A 22,301-nucleotide genomic window follows, 5' to 3' on the forward strand; every position below is an offset into this window, starting at 1 on the left:
GCTTCTTTATTTTGAAAAATTTTAGAACTTTATATTACTTTTTTAAAACAGGTACCCATATCTCGCTTCTGAAATTTGGTGAGGATACGTCTTTACTTTCATTCCATAATATTTCGGGTCCTTCCGCTAGTTCATAATTCGAAGAAGGGAACCATTCGGAATAAATACGTCCCCACATATTTTGTAATGCATCAGGAAATGGACCGACAGCTTCAAATATAGCCCATGTTGAAGCTGCGACTTCAAGTTGTTTGAATTGCTTTGGACAATCTTTCGTTGTGGCTACTCCAATATAGTGATCGAGTTCGCCTTTTTCCTCCATTCTTCCTTCAGAAAAATTCGTAGAAGCACTAATAATTCCGGTAGGTTCAATATTTGAAAGGGACTTTAATGTTTCGATTGATTGGCTGTCTAAACTTTTCCACATAGAAGCAATTTCTTCGTTTACACCGTTAAAAACAATCGGTACTCGTTTTTGTATACCAATGATTTGAAATGGCCCTTTTTCTTCAATTCGATAGTTCATTTCATTTCCCCCTTGAATGGATAGTTGGAAGGTCATTGGTGAATAAGCTTTCAAAGAACGACTAGTACTTCGAGCTTCTGAAGGCGTTATTCCGTGCAAATTTTGAAATGCACGTGTAAATGAATCTGGTGAGTTGTATCCATATTTTATAGCAACATCAATGACTTTTGCATTGCTATCTGTTAGTTCAAAGGCAGCAAGGGTAAGACGTCTACAGCGAATATATTCTGATAGTGATATGCCAGCTAGAAAAGAAAACATTCTTTTGAAATGATATTCGGAGCAGAAAGCTATTTTTGCGACTTCTTTAAAATCAATTTCGTGTGTAAGGTTGTCTTCAATATACTGCATTGCCGCATTCATATTTTTAAGTGAATCCATTATATGACCTCCTTTGTATATAGAATATCAGGAATGAAATAGCTCCATCCGACATTTCGTGCACAACTTTGTAGGTAGTTTTTTACCTTACAAAAATGTAATGTTCATGTAAGGAGAATGAATGGATGGCATGATATCCCAATGTTATAGTAACAAAGTACTTTAGTACATTAGGTTAAATTCTGATGTCTTTACTTATGTGCCTTACATAACTGTCATGTTTGTGTAAGAAACATCGATAGTGGCAAGAGTAGAGAGTATATATAGTTGAAAATAGAGAATAGAAGAAATGAGGGATGTCGAGATGAAAACAGTGTTAGAAGCAAAAAATATTGAAAAAGTATATGACACAGGTGGGAATAAATTTGCAGCTTTAAAAGGTATTAACTTACAAGTAAAAGAAGGGGAGTTCGTTGGAATTATGGGGCCTTCTGGTTCGGGTAAGACGACTCTTTTAAATGTTCTTTCTACAATTGATAATGCGACGAACGGTGAGATTTTAATTGATGGAAAAGATATCGTGAAGATGAATGATGATAAGCTGGCGTTATTCCGCCGTGATCATTTAGGTTTCATCTTCCAAGATTATAACTTATTAGATACGTTAACGGTGAAAGAGAATATTGCGTTACCTCTTGCATTATCGAAGGTGAAAGCGAGTGAGATTGATCGCCGCGTTCTTGAAATCTCAAAGAAATTCGGTATTGATCATATTTTAAGCCAGTTCCCATACCAAGTATCTGGTGGACAGAAGCAGCGCTGCGCAGCATCGCGTGCGATCGTTACAAGTCCTAGTATGATATTTGGGGACGAGCCGACTGGAGCACTTGATTCTAAATCAGCGACAGATTTATTAGAAAGTATGAAGTCGTTAAATGAATATGATAATTCTACAATTTTAATGGTAACGCATGATGCGTTTGCGGCTAGTTATTGTAAACGAGTTATTTTCATTAAAGATGGTGAGTTATATAAAGAATTACACCGTGGTGAATTAACACGTAAACAGTTCTTCCAAAAAGTCGTTGACGTAATGTCTTCCATTTCTGGAGGTATGGCTGATGACCTTATCTAGCATTGCCCTCCGCAACATACAGCGGAACTTTAAAGACTACTTTGTATATTTTGCATCTATGATATTTAGTATCGTAATTTACTTTACATTTAAAGCACTGCAATATAATTCACAAATGGAAAAAGCAGCGGAAGCATCAAAAAAGATTAGCGGTGCATTCCAAGTTTCCAGTGTAATGCTAATCATTTTCGTAGCAGTGTTTATTATATATTCGAACGGTTTCTTTACAAGAAAACGTAAAAAAGAAGTTGGGCTATATTCGTTACTTGGTATCCGAAAAAGACAGATCGGTAAAATGCTCTTTTATGAAAATATGTTAATGGGATTAATGTCTTTAATTATCGGGATTGCGATCGGTAGCGTCCTTTCGAAACTATTCCTTGAACTACTAGTAAGTATGATGGGATTAAACTTAAATGTTCATTTTGAAGTACCGATGGCTGCGATTATTGATACAGCAATTATTTTCTTTGTGATTATTTTATATACATCACTTCAAGGGTATCGTTTAATTTATCGCTTTAAGTTAATTGAACTTTTCCGCGCAGAGCGTGAAGGAGAAGCAATGCCAAAAGGATCCGTAATTATGGCGTTAATTTCAGTTTTCTTAATCGGCTCAGGTTATTTCTTAGCGTTAATGTTTATGAAGGCAGTTATGTATGCAAACTTTATGGCAGTCGCACTTTATATATTACTTGCGACAGTATTAGGTACGTATTTACTATTTATGTTCTTTACAGTATTCGTATTGAAACGTGCAAGAAATAATAAATCATCGTTTTATAACGGTATGAATATGATAACGACGTCACAGTTACTATATCGTATTAAAGGAAATGCAAAGTCACTTGCGACAATTTCTATTTTAAGTGCAGTAACATTAACGGCGGTTGGTACGTCAGTTACGATGTATTACAACACATTTACACAATCAAAAGCAGTTGCACCATACAGCTACTCTTATGAGAAGAAAGATGCAGAACTAGATAAGAAAGTAAATGCGATTTTTGCTGAAGAGAAAGAGAATCACCCTGTAAAAGATCAATTTGAAGTTGAGATGGTTCCTGTAAAAGGAAAGTTTGAAGGAGCTAAAGTCGATTTCATCTTTAATATGAACTACAGTATCTCAGAGAAATATCAATTTATATCTCAATCTGAATTCAACAAACTTGCGAAAAAAATCGATGCGGAAACAGTGAATATAGCTACTGGCGAAGCATTTATATATGATAGTTCTTATATTGAAGGGTATGAGTTTAGCCCTGAATATAAAGGAAATAAAGCGGTATTCCAAATTGGAAATGAAACGAAGACATTGACGATCCAAGGTGCAAATAATAATGCAATTACGAACTTAGGTGAATTAGTTGTTGTCGTTTCAGATGAAATGTATGAACAGGCGAAGCAAGCATTTGGAACACGTGTTGTAAAAAATATTGATGTAAAAGATGAAAGAAACAGTAAAGTATTAACAGAAAAATTAACAAAAGTGATGCCAGCTAGTGAATCAGAAATGGCACCACCATTTAGAGACTTCTATACTGGTTTCCATATGGGACTTGAAGCAACTGGACTAATGATGTTCATCGGAATGTTCTTAGGACTTGTATTCTTACTAGCAACAGGTTCTATTATTTACTTCAAACAGCTAACAGAAGCAAGTGCAGATCGTGAGCGTTACGTTGTCCTTCATAAAGTCGGTGTAACGAAACAAGAAATGAAAAAAGCTATTGCAAAACAAGTGAGCTTTATCTTTGCAATTCCACTAGTAATCGGAATTCTACACAGTTTGTTTGCATTAAAAGGTTTAGGGAACATACTACCATTTGAAATTATGATTCCGCTTCTAATTAGTATCGGAGTATACAGCGTTATTTATATCGGATATTACTTCTTAACAGTTCGCTCTTATTATAAGATTGTGAGCGCGAAGTAATGAAAGAGTTGTTTTATCTTAGTAAAAAAGCATCCGACTAACATGTTAGTCGAATGCTTTTTTGTCTATACGTGAGCTTTATTTTCGTCCGAACTATCAAACATGTCCATTACTTTAAAAATACCTTCCAATAGCAAGGTACATAGAATAGCGAAAATTAATACGGCATGAGGTGATAATTCAACTGATGTGAAGTTAAGGTCTGCCAACCAAAAGTAACCTACATAAAAACTTAGAAATGTGCTAACAGCCGAAAGTGTAAATCCTAAAAATCCTAATTCCTTTAATTTTTCCTCAGATAATTTACATAAACGTAAAACAATAGAGAAGAGAATTCCTACTATGAAAAATCCCATACATAATGCGAACAATGATATTATGCTTGGATACTTAACTTCATCGGGCATCCACTTTTTCATTCCCACTATTAAAAATGTAGGGACAAGAATAGGTAATAAAAGTGGTAGCACTATTTGTATAGCTGCAAATAATGCATTTGATTTATTATCGTTTTGATTATTCATAAAGCCTCCAAAAATGATTTCTATACTAATTTCAAATATCTTAGAGGATTCTAACATAAAAATAGTAACTTCGCTATACAAAATCGGAGTAGGAACATGATCATTCATGGTAAATAAACAAGCTGACTTATTTGTATATGTTTGATTCGCTTATCTTTGGAATTCAATTTTTTATGTTTGTTTATAGTAAAGATGAAGATTTCCTTCATCTTCATAAAATCTTAAGAAATCTCCTCAATATTTGTTAAGAAACGATAGTTATACTTAAACACAAGTTAAAAACTATTGAACGAATGGAGAGAGAGTATATGCAGCTCATAACATTCTTAAATGAATTTATTAAACATCCGAAACATACTGGTGCGATTGCGCCAAGTTCAAAGATATTAGCAAAGAAAATGGTAGATGTAATTGATTTTAATAGAGCGAAATGCATTGTAGAGCTAGGGCCTGGTACAGGAGCCTTTACGAAAGAAATTATAAAGAGAAAGAAGAAGGAGACAATATTTCTTCTTATTGAAATTAATGAAGTATTTTTCAAAGAGTTAAAGAGAAAATTTAAAGATGAGCAGAACGTGATTGTTATACACGGCTCAGCGGAAAATATAAAGAAGTATATGGAACAATTGAATATAGAATGTATTGATTACGTCTTATCGGGATTGCCTTTCACTTCTTTACCAGAAGAGGTTTCAAAGCGCATTTTAAACAGTGTAATGGAAACGATACATGAGAATGGAGAATTTATTACATTCCAATATTCACTTGTGAAAAAAGGATTTATACAGCATTTCTTCCCTGAAATTACACTAGAAAAAGTGTGGTTCAATTTCCCACCAGCTTACGTCTTTAGCTGTAAAAAAGAGCTAAGGGGAGCATATGCATAATGGAGCTACATGAATTAATGTCATACATTGAGCAGTATGGTTATTGGGCACTATTTTTTTGTTTATGGCTTGGTATTATCGGTATGCCGATTCCAGATGAAATGATTGTAATGAGTGGTGGATTTGTATCATCGATGGGTATATTGAATTTGATTCCCGCCTTTTTATTAACGTATTTAGGCGTTGTATCCGGCCTTTCTTTAGGGTATATACTCGGGAAAATCTTTGGCATAAAAGTGCTTAATAAATTGATGAAAAAGAAAAAGATGAAGTATCTTCTAAAATCGCAAGAGATGATAGGGAAATATGGTCATTATGCATTAGTTATAAGTTATTTTATACCTGTTGTGAGGCATATCGTACCGTATTTAGTAGGAATGAATAACATGTCTTTTAAGACATATGCGATTTATTCATATGTAACAGGATTTGTCTGGACGTTAGTTTATTTTGTACTAGGTTCTATATTTGGAAAGCATATAGAAGTGATAGTAACCCTTGCGACCGAGTACGGTATATATTTTGGTGGCATCGTTATTGTAGTTTGTAGTATTTCTTATGTGTATATGCATAAGAAGAATGCAGTAGTGAGTGAAATAAAGCAACATTCTTAGTTTGGTAAATGATGCTGGAGGAGATTTTGTGAGTAAAGGAACGATACTAATCGTGGACGATGAGAAGGAAATTAGAAAACTTATCGCTATCTATTTAAAGAATGAAGGATACGAAGTATTACAAGCTGTAGATGGTGAAGAGGGGTTAGAAATAGTAAAGAAAAGAGACGTGCATCTAATTGTACTTGATATTATGATGCCGAAAATAGATGGCATTCATATGTGTATGAAAGTGAGAGAAATAGCGGAAATGCCTATTATTATGCTGTCGGCAAAAACGCAAGATATGGACAAGATTTTAGGGTTAACAACTGGGGCAGATGATTACGTAGCAAAACCATTTAATCCGCTGGAACTCATTGCTCGGATTAAATCACAACTTCGGAGATATATGAAAATGAGCGGGACAAGCGTAAAAGATGAAAGTGTATTTGAAGTTGGAGATATAAAGATAAATATAGTAACGCGTCAGGTCATTATTGCAAATGAAGAAGTGAAATTGACACCGAGAGAGTTTGAGGTATTAGAATTGTTCGCACGAAATCAAGGAATGGTATTAAATGCAGCGCAAATTTATGAAAGAGTATGGAAAGAACAAGCTTTCCAATCCGATAATACCGTGATGGTACATATTCGGAAAATACGCGAAAAGATAGAGGCGATTCCAAGAAAGCCTCGTTATATTAAAACAGTATGGGGAGTTGGCTACAAGATTGAGAAAGATATTTGAACCGATAATATGGATGAATCAAATTTTTAAAAAAATGATAGGTAAAACAGTGAGTTATTTGGAAAAAAGTATACGGATACAGCTAATTGCTACATTTACTTTCTGTACGTTACTCGGTGTATTAGTAGGATGGTCTTCATCTTCCTTTTTCGAGGATGCGAATAAAATTTCTATCATTGATTATGCATCAGGTATGGAAGCCATTGATGGACAGACACAATGGCTTGTTGGAAGTATAACAGAGGAAGGTAAGGAAATTAATATACAAGAACTGCTTGATCAATCGAATCATCAAAATCAACTGAAAATTTTAATAATAGATGAGAATGGGAAAGTCGTTTATAAAACAAAGGGAGCGCCGGAAGAACAAATCAATCTTCATGAGACGATGCGTAATGTGATGGATTTTAAAATGGATCAAGTACGATATGTAGAGGCGCAAAATTTAATTCAAGATGGAACTGAACAAAAGCGTAAGGAGTTTACAACCTTTTATCCGGTTACTGTTAATACGAAAAATATGTATATCATTGCAAGTGGTATACCACAAGGAAATGTGAAGTATATCGTGAATGATAATAGCCCATTTCCATCTTTACTAGGTTTTATCACGTTTATACTATCTTTCTTTTATATAACGAAAAGGAAGATGAATCAGATTGAAGCGATGGCAGAAGGAGTAAGGGAATTTTCGAAAGGTAACTTACAATATAAAATCAAACAGGCAGGTCAAGATGAAATAGGGTTATTAACTTCAAATATTAATCAAATGGCAGAAAAGCTTTTGGCTAATATAGAAAAGGAAAAACAAATAGAGAAACAAAAAAGTGAATTGATTACAAATGTATCACATGATTTAAGAACACCACTTACTTCTATTATGGGGTATTTACGTTTACTAGGTGATGCAAAATATGAAAATAAAGAACAGCATGATGAGTATATAAAAATTGCTTTCTCAAAATCAGAGCAGTTGAAGATGTTAATAGAGGATTTGTTTGAGTATACAAAACTAACAGATGAAAATAAGGCGTTAGATTCACAAGAAGTGTGTATGAATGAACTACTTGATCAGTTAATAGAAGAGCTAGTACCACAAGCGGAGGAGCATAATCTTTCTTTTGTGAAAGAATTTCAGGAAGATCGTATATATGCTGTTGTGGACTCAGAAAAAATGGTACGTGTGTTTGAAAATCTTTTAATAAATGCAATTAAATACAGTATAGATAAAGCAGAAATTCGAGTTTTACTTCAAAGAGAAGAACAGCATATCAAAATTTCTATAGCGAATCATAGTGAAGAATTTACAAAAAAAGAATTAGAGAATTTGTTTGAGCGTTTTTATAAAAAAGATCAATCAAGAAGTAGAGCTGTAGAAGGTTCAGGTTTGGGGCTTGCAATTGCAAAAAGCATTGTTGAATTGCACAAAGGAGAAATTCGAGCAGAATATGAAAATGGGGTTATTCAATTTATTATCTTATTGCCAATTTAATTAGAAGAGCATTAGGAAATTTGGTTACATTTTAATAAGTAATAGCGCCGCGATTGATTTAGAGGAAGTCCTTTAAGGGGAAGTATCTGAGAAGAGGAGAATAGAAAGTTTCATGAAAAAAATAAGTGTGTTTATCGTATTGATTATAGTTGGAGTTACATTACTTATCGGGAAAGGTGGACCGATTGTAGATCAACTCAATCCATTTATTAAAGAAGATGTTTATTATGCTGTTGTAGACAATGATGGTAAATTTGAGGCTAAGAAAGATGGTTTTGGTAGATGGCAATATAAATTCAAAGGATATAATGAATCCGGTCAAGAGCAAAAGATCGCGATGACTGCTTCAAAACATTTAAGAATAGGGTCATATTTAAAGATTAGATCTAAAGGAAGTTATGGTATGAAATGGGAGGAAGTACAAGTAGATGAAATACCTAATAAAGTAAAAGAGAAAGTACAAATAAAACATAATTAGTTATAGAAATTATAAGTTGCATTCCATGGATAAAGTAACGATCAAGCTTCGAATATAGTGGCAGTATATGATAATTTCTAAATTTTTTATAAAGAAGATAAAGTTTATCTGAACTTTATCCAAACTGCATTTCTTCTGTGTACAATGACTAGTATTCTATAGTATGTAGATAAAAAATAGTAAGGAGTAGCAGGATAATTATGCAGGTTTCTAAGAAGAAAATATTATTATTTCTTTCAATTATTCTTTTGGCTTTATTGATGGTGTATGTATGTACAAATAATAAGCATGTCCAAAATATTGTTCATAATATAGAAGACATCTATAAAGTATATAAAGAGAATCAGGTATTGAAAGGGAAAATTGAACATCAAGAATCGTTAAAGAGTAAAGTGCAAATGTTAAGTGAGGAGAAAGAAAGCCTTACTAAAATTATCAACAAAACGAAAGAATTAAAGGAACAGGGAAAATATAATTTCATTCAAGCTACAGTAGTAACCCGTGTAGCAGAAGAGTGGTATAGAGAAATTACTCTCGATAGAGGTTCACAACATGGTGTAAAGGCTGATATGGCTGTTATTACAGTGAACGGTTTTATCGGAAAGGTAGAGAGTGTAGATCAATATACATCTGTTGTGAAATTAATTACGAAAGATGAACGAACAAATCGTTTAGCAATCACCTTCCAAAATGATTCATCTATTTTAGGATTTGTTACAGGGTACGATAAGAAAAAACAAGCCCTTCGAATTGATAATATTCCATCAGATAAAGCGAAAGAAATAAAAATAGGTGATAGCGTTATTACCTCTGAATTAAGTCAGAAAATACCACCCGGTCTTGAAGTAGCAGAGGTGATAGAGCAAGAACCAGATCAATATGGTCTTGCTTATATTATTTATGCAAAACCAAAGGCAAATCTATATGATTTAGAAGATGTAATTTTAATAGAACCTAAATAATAGTTTTATATAGTGTCTATGAGAGGTGAATTAGAAACGAAGAGAATTAATGTAAAGTAAAGAGTAAGAGGGATAAGGGAAAATAAAATGGTACTAAATTTAATAATATGTAGTTATATCTTTATATCGTTTTTATTTTATCTTTATCTTATCTTTATCTCGGACAATTATAATGAAGAGGTAAACTGATGATAAGTGCAAAGTTATTAAGTATTACAGTGGGTCTTTTTTTGTCCATTTTTAATATTAATTATTTATATAACCTCTCCAGTAGGCTAGAAAACCTATACAATATCCTTCGAATTTATATTTGTAAATGCATTATTTGAGCGCGAGAATAATGGCTCTTCGAAAACGTTATTGACGCCATCTTCGTGAGAACAAAGTAATGGTATATGAATTGGGTTATAAAACATTTAATTCGTATATTATAATTTCATTAGAAATATACATTACAAAAATGTAAGGATAATGTAAGGGGAATCAATATTGCTGTTTGTAAAGAAAAGATAAAATGATAGTTAGTGTCTATAAAAATAGCATAATCGCAACACTGGCCATATGACAGGAGGCAATATGAAAAATTTAATATTTGATGAGAACGTTGTGCAAAAAGTGCATAGTAAAAAGGTGAATGTAGTACACCATACTGTAGAGAAGCGTGGGCATAGAGTATGTTATTAAAACTTTCTATTTCCAGTATGAAAAAAATGATAAAGGATTACATCGTTTTACTAATAGGTCTTGTAATCTCAATTTCTATATTTTATATGTTTCAAACGCTTGCGTTAAATAAAGAATTTACAATGAATAACAGCATTATTGGTTCAATTGTATTTGTATTTCAAATAGGATCTATTTTGGTGGCGTTTATTACCTTCTTTTATATTTTTTATGCAAACTCATTTCTCCTCTCACTCCGGCGGAAAGAACTTGGCATGTATCTTGTATTAGGAGCAAAAAAGAGTAAAATCAGCCAACTCTTATTTTTTGAGACGTTAGCTATGGGAATGATTTCACTAGTATTAGGTAGCATATTCGGAGCTATTCTTTCTAATTTCATAAGTGGGTTTTTAACAAAACAATTGGAAATATCAGCTGAAGGTTATCAAGCTTTTTATGGTCCTGCATTCAAAATAACATTTATATTCTTCAGCGCATTGTTTCTGCTTACATCTGTTGTGAATGCAATTCGAATAACACTTAAAACAGAATTAGATTTAATTCGTACAGAACAAAAGGCGGAGCAGATACGAAAAAAGGGTCTTGTCACAATGGCGTTAACTTTATGTAGTTTATTAGGACTAAGTGTAGGATATTATTTCGTAATCTTTGTAGGAATAAAAGGTGCTGGCGCCATTTTACTCCCATTATTCACAATTACATTGGGAACATACCTTATATTTATTTCTCTTTTACCCACGTTTGTTAATAGATTAAAAAAAACGCGCTATTTAAACGAAAAGAAATTAAATGCATTTACATTTGCACAATTGCAGTTCCGTGTAAGTAGTTTGACGAAAATATTAGGAACGGTAACGATGCTAATTGGACTAGGCGTGGGGGCAATGGCCGGTGGCATGTCTTTACAGAAAAATGTAATCCTTACAGCAGAAAAAATGCCAGGGTATGATATTACAATTCATGATCCAGAAGCAACGGATTATAAAGCTATGGAAAAAATGAAAATTATAGATAAAAAACAGTATAAATATAAAGTTGATAATGAGGCTGTTTACTATTTAAAAGAGGAATTATTAGAGAATCCTCCACTTCTATTCAGAAAGAAAGAGACAACACATATTTCTGAACAACTTCCATCTTCGAGCTATAGGATGTTTAAGGGAGAGGAAGTTGATCCATCTAGTTCTACGTTACCGATGAACTGGGACAAGATTGTGGATAGTGATTTTAGGTCGAATATTACTGTATATGATCGTAAGCCTGTCTATATTGTCGATAAAAACCGTTATGAAACAATTCAAGGGAATGAGCATACGTTTTTTATTGCTAAAGTAGATAATATTTTACAGTATAAAACAGAGTTAAAAGAGATGGATAATCGTCAAATTGAAAAAATAGCTGTTGCTACTAATAGGTCTAAGGAAGACGTATATTTACCAACGAACTATGGTGATTATGAATCTATGCTCGCCTTTTCAAAAGGAACTTCCTTTATGGGATTCTTTTTAGGTCTTGCTTTTTTAGCTATGATGGCAAGTTGTTTAATGTTTAAAATCCTTTCTGGGGCTACGAAAGATATAGGGCGGTATGAGATGCTTCGGAAAATTGGGGTGCGTAAAGAATTACTTATAAAATCTATGTATAAAGAATTAGGTATCGTATTTCTATTTCCAGCAATATTGGGTCTCATTCATGTTTTGGTAGGAATGAATATATTTACATTTGTTAAATTTTTTGTGAATCCATATGTGAACATCTGGATGCCGATTAGTATATTCCTGGGGATTTATATAGTCTACTATTTAATCACTGTACAATTATATAAGAGGATTGTTCTTCCAAAGGAAAGATAAATAGTTAAAGAGGAAGACTTGAAAAGCTAGATTAATGTTTTATTAATACGTAAGGAATGTAGAAAGGAATTAATAGAATGGGGAATTTGTTAAAGGTAAAAAACATAGTTGTAATGACAGTAGCTACAGTTGTAATGGGAGGAGCTTTTTTTGTATTTCAATCGATAACCTCACCTGCAAAAGCGATAGCAAATCAAGAGAATCCAGTTCAATATGCAAATGAACAAATAAAAGTGGAGATGAATAAGGTAGCACCAACGCAATTTAATGGTCAAACTAGAAAAATTGCCTATCTTACCTTTGATGACGGTCCAGGAAAGTATACGGCACAGTTGCTAGATATATTAAAGGAAAATGATGCGAAAGCAACATTTTTTCTAATTGGTCAAAATGTAAAATCGTATCCTGATTTAGTAAAGCGAGAAGAAGTAGAAGGACACTATGTGGGAATGCATAGTATGACGCACAATAACAAGAAATTATATGCCCAGGGTGGCTATGTTGATGAAATGAAAGAGGATCAAAGTTTAATTGCTAGTATTCTTGGACATGCACCAAAACTCACACGTCCGCCATATGGTTCGAAGCCTGGGTTACACGAAGAGCTTCGTAATAAAGTTGTAGAAAATGGTCTTAAAGTATGGGATTGGACAATTGATTCATTAGATTGGGAATATAGTGGGATGCCGATAAATACGGCAACAGCAAAAATTGTTCAAAATGTACTGGCTGGTGCGACAGATCAAAAAGAAGTGATTTTGATGCATGACATTCATCCGCAGTCCGTTGCAGCAGTACCTGCTATTATTAAAGGTTTAAAAGAAAAAGGGTATGAATTTGAAGCATATCATGAAGATGATCATTTCACATTGAACTTTATGCATGATAAACGTATGTAACATAGGGGGAATTGACATTGACTTATAAAGCGTTAACGATTACGGGAATTATATCCATAAGCTTATTAACAGGGTGTTTTGGTACGAAGCCAGAAGCAGAATTGTTCGTTGCATTTGAAAATGCAACGAAGCAAGAAAAGACGGTTTCTGAAGATGTGAAAAAACTAGAGGTTTTAGAAAAAGAAGGTCAAGAGTTATACAATCAAATTATAAATGATGGTAAAGATAGTAACCAAGCAATTATGCCGAAGTTAGAGCAAGCTACAAAAAATATTGATGATCGTGAAAAAGTATGGAACAAAGAAAAAGAAGCTTTTGGAAAAGCACAAGAAGAAGTAAAATCAGTTCATAAAACTATAGATAAAATGGAAGATGCAGCTCTTCAGAAACAAGCGAAAAACATACAGGATATTTATAAAAAGCGTTATGCATCTTTTAGTAAGATAAATGATTCGTATCAAAAATTAATGAAATCTGAAAGAGAATTATATAAAAGCTTAGGTGAAAAAGAAACGAACTTAAAAAGGGTTAGTAAAAAGATTAAAGGTGTGAATCAAATGAATGAGGACATTCAACAAGAAAAAGAGAAATTTAATAGATATACACAAGAATATAACAAAGAGAAATTAGATTTTTATAAACAAGCAAAAATTAAAATAAAGGATGAGAAATAAACCCTTTATTTCTTACCCAAAAAGAGAATATAAAGTTCAAGAGTCCCAATCTACTGTGCATTGGGGCTTTTTCTTCTTGCGCTTTAATTCAGGGGAATCTAAAAAATTATAAAGGTAAATGAGTATACTATCCCAAAAAAAATTAAGAGAACTGAATTAAAATAAATTTAATATGAGTAATTAAGGAGTATATCTTTTAGTAGTTGGAAATTCACACAGTTTATTTGCGCTAAAAGGTTTATCGAAATTGCAGTTCCATTATTAATAAGTATTGGTGTGTATAGCGTTATTTATATTGGCTATTATTTCTTAATGGTTCGTTCTTATTTTCGGATTGTTAGGGAATAAAAATAGTGATGAAATTTCTCGTGAAGCGAAGGAAAACATAGTGGGAATTATGTTCTCTTTCGCTTTTTTATTAGTTAAAATGAAGTATGTATGACAATGGTATTTAAATGGAGTGTTATAATTGGTGCGCTCTTTTTTGTAGTGGGGCTTTTATTTCTCTCTATGGGAATGGGCTGGGTTGAAATTAATTAGTTGGTACTAGAGAATTAATTATATAGTCGTAGCGTTAAGAAGGAGAGAGTAAATGCCAATTATAAGAGATATCCAATTAAGTTTTCTAAAAAGAAAAGAGAATATAAGTAGCCTAGAAGTATTACAATTAACATCCTCAAGCAATTATGAGGAAGAGATATCTTTTTTACAAGAAACGAGCTGTATTACTTCTTTATACGAGCGACATATGCCAAAGCTAAGAACAGACTATGAAAAAGGTATTTTGATTTACTGTGTGGATGATATTTCATTATTAAATCAGTGGGAGAAGAAATATCGAATTTTTCCTGAATATATGAATGCTTTTGTAGAGTATGGGAGTGAAAAGGATTTTTCGTATTTATTAGAGCGAGAGAAAAAAGAATTAGCTCTTCGTATTGTACACTCTGAAATGAAGAATTTAGCTGTGAAATATGATTGGGATATAGAGGCGTTAGAAAAAGCATACAATCAGATACTGGATTTGGATTATAAAAATGAACTTGCATATATAAAGAAGAGTAGTCCAAATAAAAAATATGTATGTAGTATAATTTGTCAGCATGAAGTGGCTTATGCTGATATGTACTTAGAAATAAGGGGGTATAGAACGAGACGATTAATCAAAAAGGAAAAGCTTATTAGAGAAGAAGATATGTATAAAATGTTTAATCATATTAGTGACGTGGCTTGGAAGTTAAACCATAAAGTGATGTTGATGAACGACAAAGGGAAAACTATATGGATGTTAACCTTTTTAGAGAAAAACGAGCCAGCTAGTTTAGTTTGGAAGATTGAAAGAATAGAGGAAAGTTAATAAAAAAGAGCTTGAAACCATTCAAGCTCTTTTTTATTACTATTTATGTCCTAAAATATGCTCAACCTCATGCACACTTAATTTGCTTGCTTGAGAAATCGTTTCAAGAGGGATACCAAGTTCATACATACCTTTAATCATTTGTATTTTTCCTTGTTGAATCCCTTTTTCCATCCCCTTTTCTATGCCTCTTTTCATTCCTTCTTTCTCTGCGTGGGCAAATTTTGCAGCCTCATCCATTAAAACCTTTTCCCTCGCTTCATAGGCTTGTCGGAAAGAAGAATCTTGACTCATACGTTCCCATTTATTTATCGCTTTTTGTAAAATAGGATCTTGGTTCATAGCAATATCCTCCAATGTTTTAGTTAAGTGTTCATCCTCATTTGCTGAAAGTAATAAAAGCCAACGAACAAATGGATCTTTCCATGGATTTACTTTTTCTTCATGCCATTGTTCTGTTAACTTTGGGATTTCTACAATGTGAATTTCTATGTCATCACTTAGTAGTTTCTGTTGTTGTGTATTCCATAATGTGCCCATTGTATGAAATTCTTTGTGATCTAAAAACATTATGAAGTTCAATAAATTAATGGTGATGGTTTTACGAAGTGCACTGTATGGCATGCCTTTTTGTAATTGAGATGTGTATAATTTTCCCCAATAATATAAACTGCGTTTCATCATATCGTGATTATTATTGAGCTGTATTTCGACATTTACTTTTGTCCCTGTGTTTAACGTAGCTGAAATGTCTAGAATTGATAATTTATCATTTGCGTGTTCCCGGTGTAAATGCGGATCTTCTAGTTGTAGAGAAGCGATGGGTGATTCTAAAGAATCTTGTAACATGGCATTTAAAAATGCAATTAGAATATCTTCACTACCATTCGTACCAAACAATTGTTTAAATGCAAAATCAATGCGTAAATTAACTAACTGTTGGTTGAACACAGCTTTTCCTCTCCCTTGTATATCAGGTTGCCTCTTTCCCTCATTGTACCTAAAAAGAACTAGGCCATGCAAACAGACCCTTCTGCTATTTTGAAGCTATTAGATAGAAAGCAAAGTAACTATGAATTTCCTGCCTTTGATAATGAATATATGGATATTTCGCAAGTGAAATTTTCTCTTTTCTTTAAAGATACTAAGGATTGGTTAATGGTGTTTCAAATTGTCGGTGTAGGTTCATTAGGTGTATTTAATGATATTCAAGTATATGGCAATAGAATGAATCATTTAATTGGTGATGACGGTATTTTGCAAGTAAAAGATGGAGATTATGAATTATTTGATAATAAAGGTGAATTTATACCGGATATTCATAACGGTAGTTTAAAAATTCGCGATCATCATTTTGAATATCAATTTACAGAAGAAGATTATGCGAATAATGGAATAGAAGTGAAAACGAAAGAGTCTTATCCAACATATTTCCTGCGTATGCTTGCTACTAATGAAGAAGCTAGAAAGTTATTATGGTGGGATAAAGAAGAAATTTTAGAAGAGTTGGGTTTAAAAGGTGATTGGGAAGTAGCTTATGAAACGGAAGAGTGGCAACATGTTGAAGAAGAGAAAGTAAGTGAAAATGAATTCTTCCAATCAGTAGCTGCAGCGATAGAGAAGCAAGATTCAAGTGTTATTGTAGACAAGGATGCTAATACGCACTGGAAAAATTGGGTGGAGTTTGATTACGAAAATTTATATTAAAAATTAAAGAGTAGATCAAAATGCCTTGCTAATAAAAAAGACGAGCCAAAGTGTTGAAACTTTAGCTCGTCTTTTTGCATTACACAACCGCAGGATTATAAATCATCGTAAAGTGCCCTTGTAATAGTTCAATATGACAAGGTGTATGAAGCGAACTTTCTCCATCTGTATCTACTTCTTTTTCTTCTTCTGTTTCAATATGAATGGATTTTGCTTTTACGTGGAAGATATCATTTTCATTTGTGTCTTCAAATAATTTCTTTCCGATATAATCTTTAAATGCTTGGATGCCTGTGGATTTTACGACGAAAATATCAAGTGTTCCGTCATCGCATTTCACGTTCGGAATAAAGGACGGGATACCACCAAGATATTCACCGTTTCCAACCATAACAAGGACAGCTTCGTCTTCATATACTTGTCCGTCGTAAGTAATTTTTACTGGGAATGTTTCAGCGTTTTTGACAGTTCGAATGGTACTTAAGTAGTAACCGATTTTACCAAGCTTTGCTTTCTCTTCTGCATCAATATTGTTTGATACTTCAGATACGAGTCCAATGCCCCAGAAGTTTAAGAAGTGTTGTCCGTTTGCTTTTGCGACATCAATTGGTTTTACATGTTCTTTTGTAATGAGTTTCGCTGCTTCTGCAATATTTTGCGGAACACCAAGTGTGCGAGAGAAGTCGTTGCAAGTTCCGCCTGGAATGATTGCAAGTGTAGGTCTAGTTTCAAGAGGGGCTAAGCCGTTTGTGCATTCAAATACAGTTCCATCACCACCAAAGACGATAATTAAATCTACTTTACTAGCAAACTCCTGACAATATTTTGTTGCATCACCTTGTTTTTTCGTATGAAGGATATGTAAGTCAGGAAAAGCTGCGGCAAGTGGTGGTACGATTTTTGTTAAGTTCGTATGTAAATCGCCTTGTCCTGCTTTCGGATTTACGATGAGGAGTACTTTTTCAAATTTTGTTTTTGTCATTCTTCATCTCTCCCTTTGTTTTTATAAATTACGGTAGAAATAAAACTTCCACCAATAATGCATGGAAGCTTATTTGATCCTGCTATTTGCGGGCCAATAATCATTGGGAATGGACAAAAATCCCAATGATTAAGGTTTCATTTTATTATATTATTCCGTTACAACTGAAGCGATAAATGGTAAGTTACGATATTTTTCTGCGCAGTCGATACCGTAGCCAACGATAAATTCGTCTGGAATTTGGAAGCCAACATACTCAGCTTTTAAGTCCACTTTACGGCGTTCAGGTTTATCAAGTAACGTACAGAATTTCAATGCTTTTGGTTTATGCATGAAGAAGTGATCTTTTAAGAAGTGAAGTGTTAAACCAGAATCGATAATGTCTTCTACGACAATTACGTTTTTTCCAGTAATGTTTACATCGATATCTTTTAATAGTTTTACTTTTCCAGTTGTTTCTGTTTGATTTCCGTAGCTAGATGCAGAGATAAAGTCGATAGTTACTTCGTTTTTAATATGACGAATTAAATCAGCAGCGAATACGAAAGATCCTTTTAATACAGCGATTACAACGATTTCTTCTCCTTCAAAATCACGTTCGATTTGAAGCGCTAGCTCTTTTACTTTTTCTTGTAATTGCTCTTCAGAAATTAAAGTGTCTTTTATTTCAATTTTCATTTGAATCCTCCTACAGTGTAAAACTTGTGAACATTTCGACTGTAAAGGATAGAAAGAAAAAAGTCAAAGAAGATATAAGGTTTTTACAGAAATCCCCACAAAATAGTCAGATGATATGATATACTGATAATATTAAGAAAACGCTTCCAAAAAGGGTGATTATGATGAAAAAGAAACAGTATACAAGTGTAACATTTATAAAAGCATTGCTTTTAACAATTGTTCTTGGCATGTTGGCTTACATAATTGATGTACCTGCAATTCGCATTTCACTAATTGGAATGACTTTAGTATTAGGCGCAATTTCCCACGGTATGATGTCACAGCTGCAAGAAGCTGGAGTAGATCATATGAAAGATCATATAGATAAGAAATGAGAAACCTTCACGTATAGAGAGTGAAGGTTTTTTGTTTCTTACAAAAATGTAAGGTAGTTGTAAGGCAAATCGATAGTTGCATAATAGTGTTTTGGATAAACTATAAGTGTAAGGTAAAAGGCAAGCATATTTTAGGTGAATTAAGTTTTAGGCACTCTATATGTGAAGAAGGAGTAGGAGGGCATGGAGAAACGTTGGACGACCTTTTCTTTTTTAGCAACTAGCAACACCGTAATGCTAGCTGGCGAAATGGATTTTTTGCACTTGTTTGATCGAGAAGACGATCATTCTTCTTCTAAATTTACAATGAAATGGAATAAATGGAGCGAGAGTTGTAGGTTTGAAGAAGAGGCCCCTAATGAAGAGCAAAAGATTATTTTGACAAACCCTATTAAAGCGTGGGTTGTTCAACGTCGTAAGTGTAACGTCAAAAATCACTTAAAGAAAACTGAGCCGAGACAATTAGTTATCACTCCGGCCCTTCCTACTTCTCAATCACGCGAAAGTAACAAATAAATATCGAGACACATCGAAAGAAGCATCGTATTTATACGGTGCTTCTTTCCTGTTCATAAAAAGTCCCTTAGTGTATGAAAGATTTGTTATGATTATAAAGGAATCTTACATTTTGCATATGGTAGGAAATATGATGGAAGTAAAATTAGAAAAGGTGTGTATGATGAAAAAATATAGTGTAATTGCAGTAGCGAGTTTATTGGCAACAAATCTATTAACATTTCCTTCTAGTTCGCTAGCGGAAATTGAAAATAAAACAAGAAATAATATAGAAGCTTTACAGAGTATACATAGTGATAGACAAAGTGAATTGCAAAAACAATTGGAAGTTATACAAGAGCAACAAATGGAATTAGAAAAAAGAAAAGATATTTTGAAACAGCAGGCAGAGTTATTTATTAAGGTTGACGAATTAAAACAGAAAAAAGAAGAGTTACTGAAACAAGGTAGCGAAGATAAAGGACAATTAGAAGAAGTTCAGCAAAAATTAGATGAATTAAAGAAACAACAAGAAAAACTTGAAAAGAAGAATCCGTTAGAACTAAAAGAAAAGAAGATTGATGAAAAGAATAACCAAGAAGAAACAAACTTGAATGAATTAGAGGAACAAAAAAAGAAGGAAGAGCTTGAAGAGAAGGATCGATTAGAAGTAGACGAAAAGAATAAACAAGAAGGGACAAATCATGAATTAAAAGAGAAGCAAAAGAGAGAAGAATTAAAGAAACAGCAAGAAGAATTACGAATAAAGCAGCAACAATTGGAGAAGCAGCAAATAGAGTTAAAGCAGAAAGAAGAGCAGGAAAAACAAGAAATTGAATTAAAGCAAAAAGAAGAACAAACAAAACAAGAAATTGAATTAAAGCAAAAAGAAGAACAAACAAAACAAGAAATTGAATTAAAGCAAAAAGAAGAGCAAGAAAAACAAGAGCTTGAATTAAAGCAAAAAGAAGAACAAACAAAACAAGAAATTGAATTAAAGCAAAAAGAAGAGCAAGAAAAACAAGAGCTTGAATTAAAGCAAAAGGAAGAACAGGAAAAAAGAGAAGTAGAATTAAAGAGGGCAGTAAGTAATTTACAAGCAGCACCACAATCATTCCCTGATGTTCCAGGGTGGGCGGAAGAGTCTGTTACTTATTTAGTGAATAAAAAAGTAATTACAGGAATGCCGGATGGAACATTTTCACCGCATAGCGTATTAAGTAGGGCTGAAGCGGCTACAATTATGGCTAAAGTTTTAGGATTAGAAGTTAAAGAAGGGGACAAGCCGACCTTTATAGATTCGAAAGATAATTGGGCATCTTCTTACATTGCAGCGGTGGAAAAAGCAGGCGTTATTAAAGGTGAAGGAAACGGGAAATTTAATCCGTACGGTCAAATGACAAGAGCGGCAATGGCAACAATGCTTGTACAAGCATATCAATTAGATTCGAAAGTTAATGGAGAATTACCGACATTATTTAATGATGTGAAAGATCATTGGGGCGAGAAATTCATTAATATTTTAGTAGAATTAGGTATATCAAGTGGTATTGATGGAACACAGTGGCAACCTGATAAATCGATATCACGTGCTGAGGCAGCTCGACTTGTTGCGGTGACAGATCAATCTAAAGATAGCGAAGTAAAAGTGAAAAAGGTAAATATAACGAAAAATTTCTTTACTTATAATAGTCCATCATTATCATCAGGTATTTCAAATGAATATGCATCACAAGAAGTAAGGGTATATGAAGAAAGAGATGGTGGATGGATAAAAATTAATACGGATTTGGGTTTTAAGTGGGTGTGCTTAACTGAGAAGAAAGTAAATATAACGAAAAACTTCGTTACATATAATGAATCGTCATTATCATCTGGTATTTCAGGCGAGTATACTCCGCAAGAAGTGACGGTTGTTGAAGAAAGAGAAGGCGATTGGATTAAAATTCATACTAGTGTGGGCTATAAGTGGGTATGTCTAACTGAAAAGAAAGTACAGATTGATAGAGACTTTACTACTTATGATGCTCCGTCACGGTCTGCGAATGTTTTAGCGTATTATGGACCACAAACAGTAACTGTTGTAGAAGAAAGAGGAACGTGGCTTCGTATAAGTACATATGCAGGATACCAATGGTTGGACACGAAAAAGGAGACAAAGTATTTATCTAAAGTATTTTTCGCATATGACAGCCCTAGTTTTGTATCGCGCGTATCAGGGAAATATTCTCCGCAAACAGTAGAAGTGTATGGCGAAAGAGCAGGCGGTTGGATTCAAATACAAACTAATAATGGTTTGAAATGGGTGAATGAAGGCAATGTTAATCGTAGTCAAGTGATATTGAACGTACCATCAATTTACCAATTCCCAGAATTACACAATGGCTGTGAAGTAGTTTCTTTACAAATGCTTGTGGAACATCAAATTGGTCGTTCATTAAATAAAGTAGCATTTGCGTTTGAAATGCCTTTTGATCAAACAAAATTAAAGAACTATAAAACATCATCACAAATTTGGGGAGATCCAGATGTAGGGTTTGTAGGTGATGTGACAGGAAATACGCCAGGATATTCTATTAATCCAGAACCATTAAAAAGATTGTTAGATAAATATGCAAGAGGAACGAATTTAACAGGAAATAATTTCTCAGCCCTAGAAGATTATGTACGAAATGGGAAACCAGTTGTTACTTGGGTAACTGTAGCACTAAATAATCCAAGACCAATTACAACGTGGAAAACACCAGGCGGAAAAACAATTTATGGACGAATGAATACTCATGCGGTCGTTTTAACAGGTGTCGATGATAATTACGTGTATTATAATGATCCATTTTATGGAACGAAAAATGTGAAAGTGAGTAAGAGTTGGTTTGCAAGTATTTATAACCAAATGGGGAAGAAAGCTTTAAGTGTAGATTAAATAAAAAAAGGTTATCCAAAAGATTATTTTTGGATAACCTTTTTTTATAATGAAATCTTTAAAAGAA

The 22,301-nt window shown here is 33.3% G+C and carries 21 protein-coding genes and 1 pseudogene; 17 read left to right on the forward strand and 5 right to left on the reverse strand.

Annotated elements, in window-relative coordinates; translation table 11 throughout:
- Positions 1 to 34: 34 nt before the first annotated feature.
- Positions 35 to 907 (reverse strand): AraC family transcriptional regulator, encoded by an 873-nt coding sequence (locus ABH959_RS22380; protein WP_404493173.1) that lies wholly within the window; start codon positions 905 to 907, stop codon positions 35 to 37.
- A gap of 304 nt (positions 908 to 1,211) precedes the next feature.
- On the opposite strand from ABH959_RS22380, the gene ABH959_RS22385 reads away from it, so the two are divergent.
- Both ABH959_RS22385 and ABH959_RS22390 read left to right on the forward strand, forming a co-directional pair.
- Positions 1,212 to 1,982: an ABC transporter ATP-binding protein gene (locus tag ABH959_RS22385; protein ID WP_000859658.1), complete on the forward strand. Its 771-nt coding sequence runs from the start codon at positions 1,212 to 1,214 to the stop codon at positions 1,980 to 1,982.
- Positions 1,969 to 3,918 (forward strand): ABC transporter permease, encoded by a 1,950-nt coding sequence (locus ABH959_RS22390; protein ID WP_000176129.1) that lies wholly within the window; start codon positions 1,969 to 1,971, stop codon positions 3,916 to 3,918. The genes ABH959_RS22385 and ABH959_RS22390 overlap by 14 nt, the downstream gene beginning before the upstream one ends.
- 65 nt (positions 3,919 to 3,983) lie before the next feature.
- Here ABH959_RS22390 and ABH959_RS22395 read toward each other — a convergent pair whose 3' ends face one another.
- A complete protein-coding gene (locus tag ABH959_RS22395; RefSeq protein ID WP_001064712.1) occupies positions 3,984 to 4,442 on the reverse strand; it encodes a hypothetical protein in 459 nt (152 codons plus the stop codon).
- Between the two features lie 308 nt (positions 4,443 to 4,750).
- Here ABH959_RS22395 and ABH959_RS22400 point away from each other — a divergent pair, with 308 nt between their 5' ends.
- The 11 genes and pseudogenes from ABH959_RS22400 (at position 4,751) to ABH959_RS22450 (ending at position 15,072) form a co-directional block, all read left to right on the forward strand.
- Positions 4,751 to 5,329: a class I SAM-dependent methyltransferase gene (locus ABH959_RS22400; protein ID WP_002129619.1), complete on the forward strand. Its 579-nt coding sequence runs from the start codon at positions 4,751 to 4,753 to the stop codon at positions 5,327 to 5,329.
- Positions 5,329 to 5,943, forward strand: coding sequence for a DedA family protein (locus tag ABH959_RS22405; protein ID WP_000418950.1), 615 nt, complete (start codon positions 5,329 to 5,331; stop codon positions 5,941 to 5,943). The genes ABH959_RS22400 and ABH959_RS22405 overlap by 1 nt, the downstream gene beginning before the upstream one ends.
- Before the next feature lie 28 nt (positions 5,944 to 5,971).
- Positions 5,972 to 6,673, forward strand: a complete 702-nt coding sequence (locus tag ABH959_RS22410; RefSeq protein ID WP_113938189.1) for a response regulator transcription factor — start codon at positions 5,972 to 5,974, stop codon at positions 6,671 to 6,673.
- Positions 6,657 to 8,165 carry a sensor histidine kinase gene (locus ABH959_RS22415; protein ID WP_113938188.1) on the forward strand — a complete coding sequence of 503 codons (1,509 nt, stop codon included), beginning with the start codon at positions 6,657 to 6,659 and terminating at the stop codon, positions 8,163 to 8,165. The genes ABH959_RS22410 and ABH959_RS22415 overlap by 17 nt, the downstream gene beginning before the upstream one ends.
- Before the next feature lie 112 nt (positions 8,166 to 8,277).
- Positions 8,278 to 8,643: a YxeA family protein gene (locus tag ABH959_RS22420; protein WP_003192005.1), complete on the forward strand. Its 366-nt coding sequence runs from the start codon at positions 8,278 to 8,280 to the stop codon at positions 8,641 to 8,643.
- Between the two features lie 200 nt (positions 8,644 to 8,843).
- Positions 8,844 to 9,605, forward strand: a complete 762-nt coding sequence (mreC, locus tag ABH959_RS22425) for a rod shape-determining protein MreC (RefSeq protein ID WP_003192006.1) — start codon at positions 8,844 to 8,846, stop codon at positions 9,603 to 9,605.
- Positions 9,606 to 10,279: 674 nt separating this feature from the next.
- The gene (locus ABH959_RS22430; protein WP_404493174.1) at positions 10,280 to 12,142 is read left to right on the forward strand and encodes an FtsX-like permease family protein; all 1,863 of its coding nucleotides are present in this window, start codon (positions 10,280 to 10,282) and stop codon (positions 12,140 to 12,142) included.
- Positions 12,143 to 12,219: 77 nt separating this feature from the next.
- Positions 12,220 to 13,041, forward strand: coding sequence for a peptidoglycan-N-acetylglucosamine deacetylase (locus ABH959_RS22435; RefSeq protein ID WP_404493175.1), 822 nt, complete (start codon positions 12,220 to 12,222; stop codon positions 13,039 to 13,041).
- Positions 13,042 to 13,058: 17 nt separating this feature from the next.
- Positions 13,059 to 13,715 carry a YkyA family protein gene (locus tag ABH959_RS22440; RefSeq protein ID WP_404493176.1) on the forward strand — a complete coding sequence of 219 codons (657 nt, stop codon included), beginning with the start codon at positions 13,059 to 13,061 and terminating at the stop codon, positions 13,713 to 13,715.
- Positions 13,716 to 13,911: 196 nt separating this feature from the next.
- A pseudogene (locus tag ABH959_RS22445) lies at positions 13,912 to 14,063 on the forward strand (FtsX-like permease family protein); the annotation flags it as partial.
- 244 nt (positions 14,064 to 14,307) lie between these two features.
- Positions 14,308 to 15,072: a hypothetical protein gene (locus tag ABH959_RS22450; RefSeq protein ID WP_404493178.1), complete on the forward strand. Its 765-nt coding sequence runs from the start codon at positions 14,308 to 14,310 to the stop codon at positions 15,070 to 15,072.
- A 39-nt stretch (positions 15,073 to 15,111) separates the two neighbouring features.
- Here the strand turns inward: ABH959_RS22450 and ABH959_RS22455 are convergent, their stop codons facing one another.
- Positions 15,112 to 16,023, reverse strand: a complete 912-nt coding sequence (locus ABH959_RS22455; protein WP_404493179.1) for an Rpn family recombination-promoting nuclease/putative transposase — start codon at positions 16,021 to 16,023, stop codon at positions 15,112 to 15,114.
- A 66-nt stretch (positions 16,024 to 16,089) separates the two neighbouring features.
- Here ABH959_RS22455 and ABH959_RS22460 point away from each other — a divergent pair, with 66 nt between their 5' ends.
- Positions 16,090 to 16,779: a DUF7003 family protein gene (locus ABH959_RS22460; RefSeq protein ID WP_404493181.1), complete on the forward strand. Its 690-nt coding sequence runs from the start codon at positions 16,090 to 16,092 to the stop codon at positions 16,777 to 16,779.
- A gap of 79 nt (positions 16,780 to 16,858) precedes the next feature.
- Here the strand turns inward: ABH959_RS22460 and ABH959_RS22465 are convergent, their stop codons facing one another.
- The gene (locus ABH959_RS22465; RefSeq protein WP_404493182.1) at positions 16,859 to 17,761 is read right to left on the reverse strand and encodes a diacylglycerol/lipid kinase family protein; all 903 of its coding nucleotides are present in this window, start codon (positions 17,759 to 17,761) and stop codon (positions 16,859 to 16,861) included.
- Between the two features lie 150 nt (positions 17,762 to 17,911).
- Positions 17,912 to 18,439, reverse strand: a complete 528-nt coding sequence (hpt, locus tag ABH959_RS22470) for a hypoxanthine phosphoribosyltransferase (protein ID WP_000687586.1) — start codon at positions 18,437 to 18,439, stop codon at positions 17,912 to 17,914.
- 161 nt (positions 18,440 to 18,600) lie between these two features.
- On the opposite strand from hpt, the gene ABH959_RS22475 reads away from it, so the two are divergent.
- The 3 genes from ABH959_RS22475 (at position 18,601) to ABH959_RS22485 (ending at position 22,234) form a co-directional block, all read left to right on the forward strand.
- Positions 18,601 to 18,816, forward strand: a complete 216-nt coding sequence (locus ABH959_RS22475; protein WP_113938180.1) for a hypothetical protein — start codon at positions 18,601 to 18,603, stop codon at positions 18,814 to 18,816.
- A gap of 183 nt (positions 18,817 to 18,999) precedes the next feature.
- Positions 19,000 to 19,332 carry a hypothetical protein gene (locus tag ABH959_RS22480; RefSeq protein ID WP_113938179.1) on the forward strand — a complete coding sequence of 111 codons (333 nt, stop codon included), beginning with the start codon at positions 19,000 to 19,002 and terminating at the stop codon, positions 19,330 to 19,332.
- A gap of 160 nt (positions 19,333 to 19,492) precedes the next feature.
- Complete coding sequence (locus ABH959_RS22485) at positions 19,493 to 22,234, forward strand: S-layer homology domain-containing protein (protein ID WP_404493206.1); 2,742 nt, start codon at positions 19,493 to 19,495, stop codon at positions 22,232 to 22,234.
- Positions 22,235 to 22,301: the final 67 nt, after the last annotated feature.

Origin of the sequence: Bacillus sp. RC51, assembly GCF_044908115.1 — a bacterium.
Lineage (GTDB): Bacteria > Bacillota > Bacilli > Bacillales > Bacillaceae_G > Bacillus_A > Bacillus_A mycoides.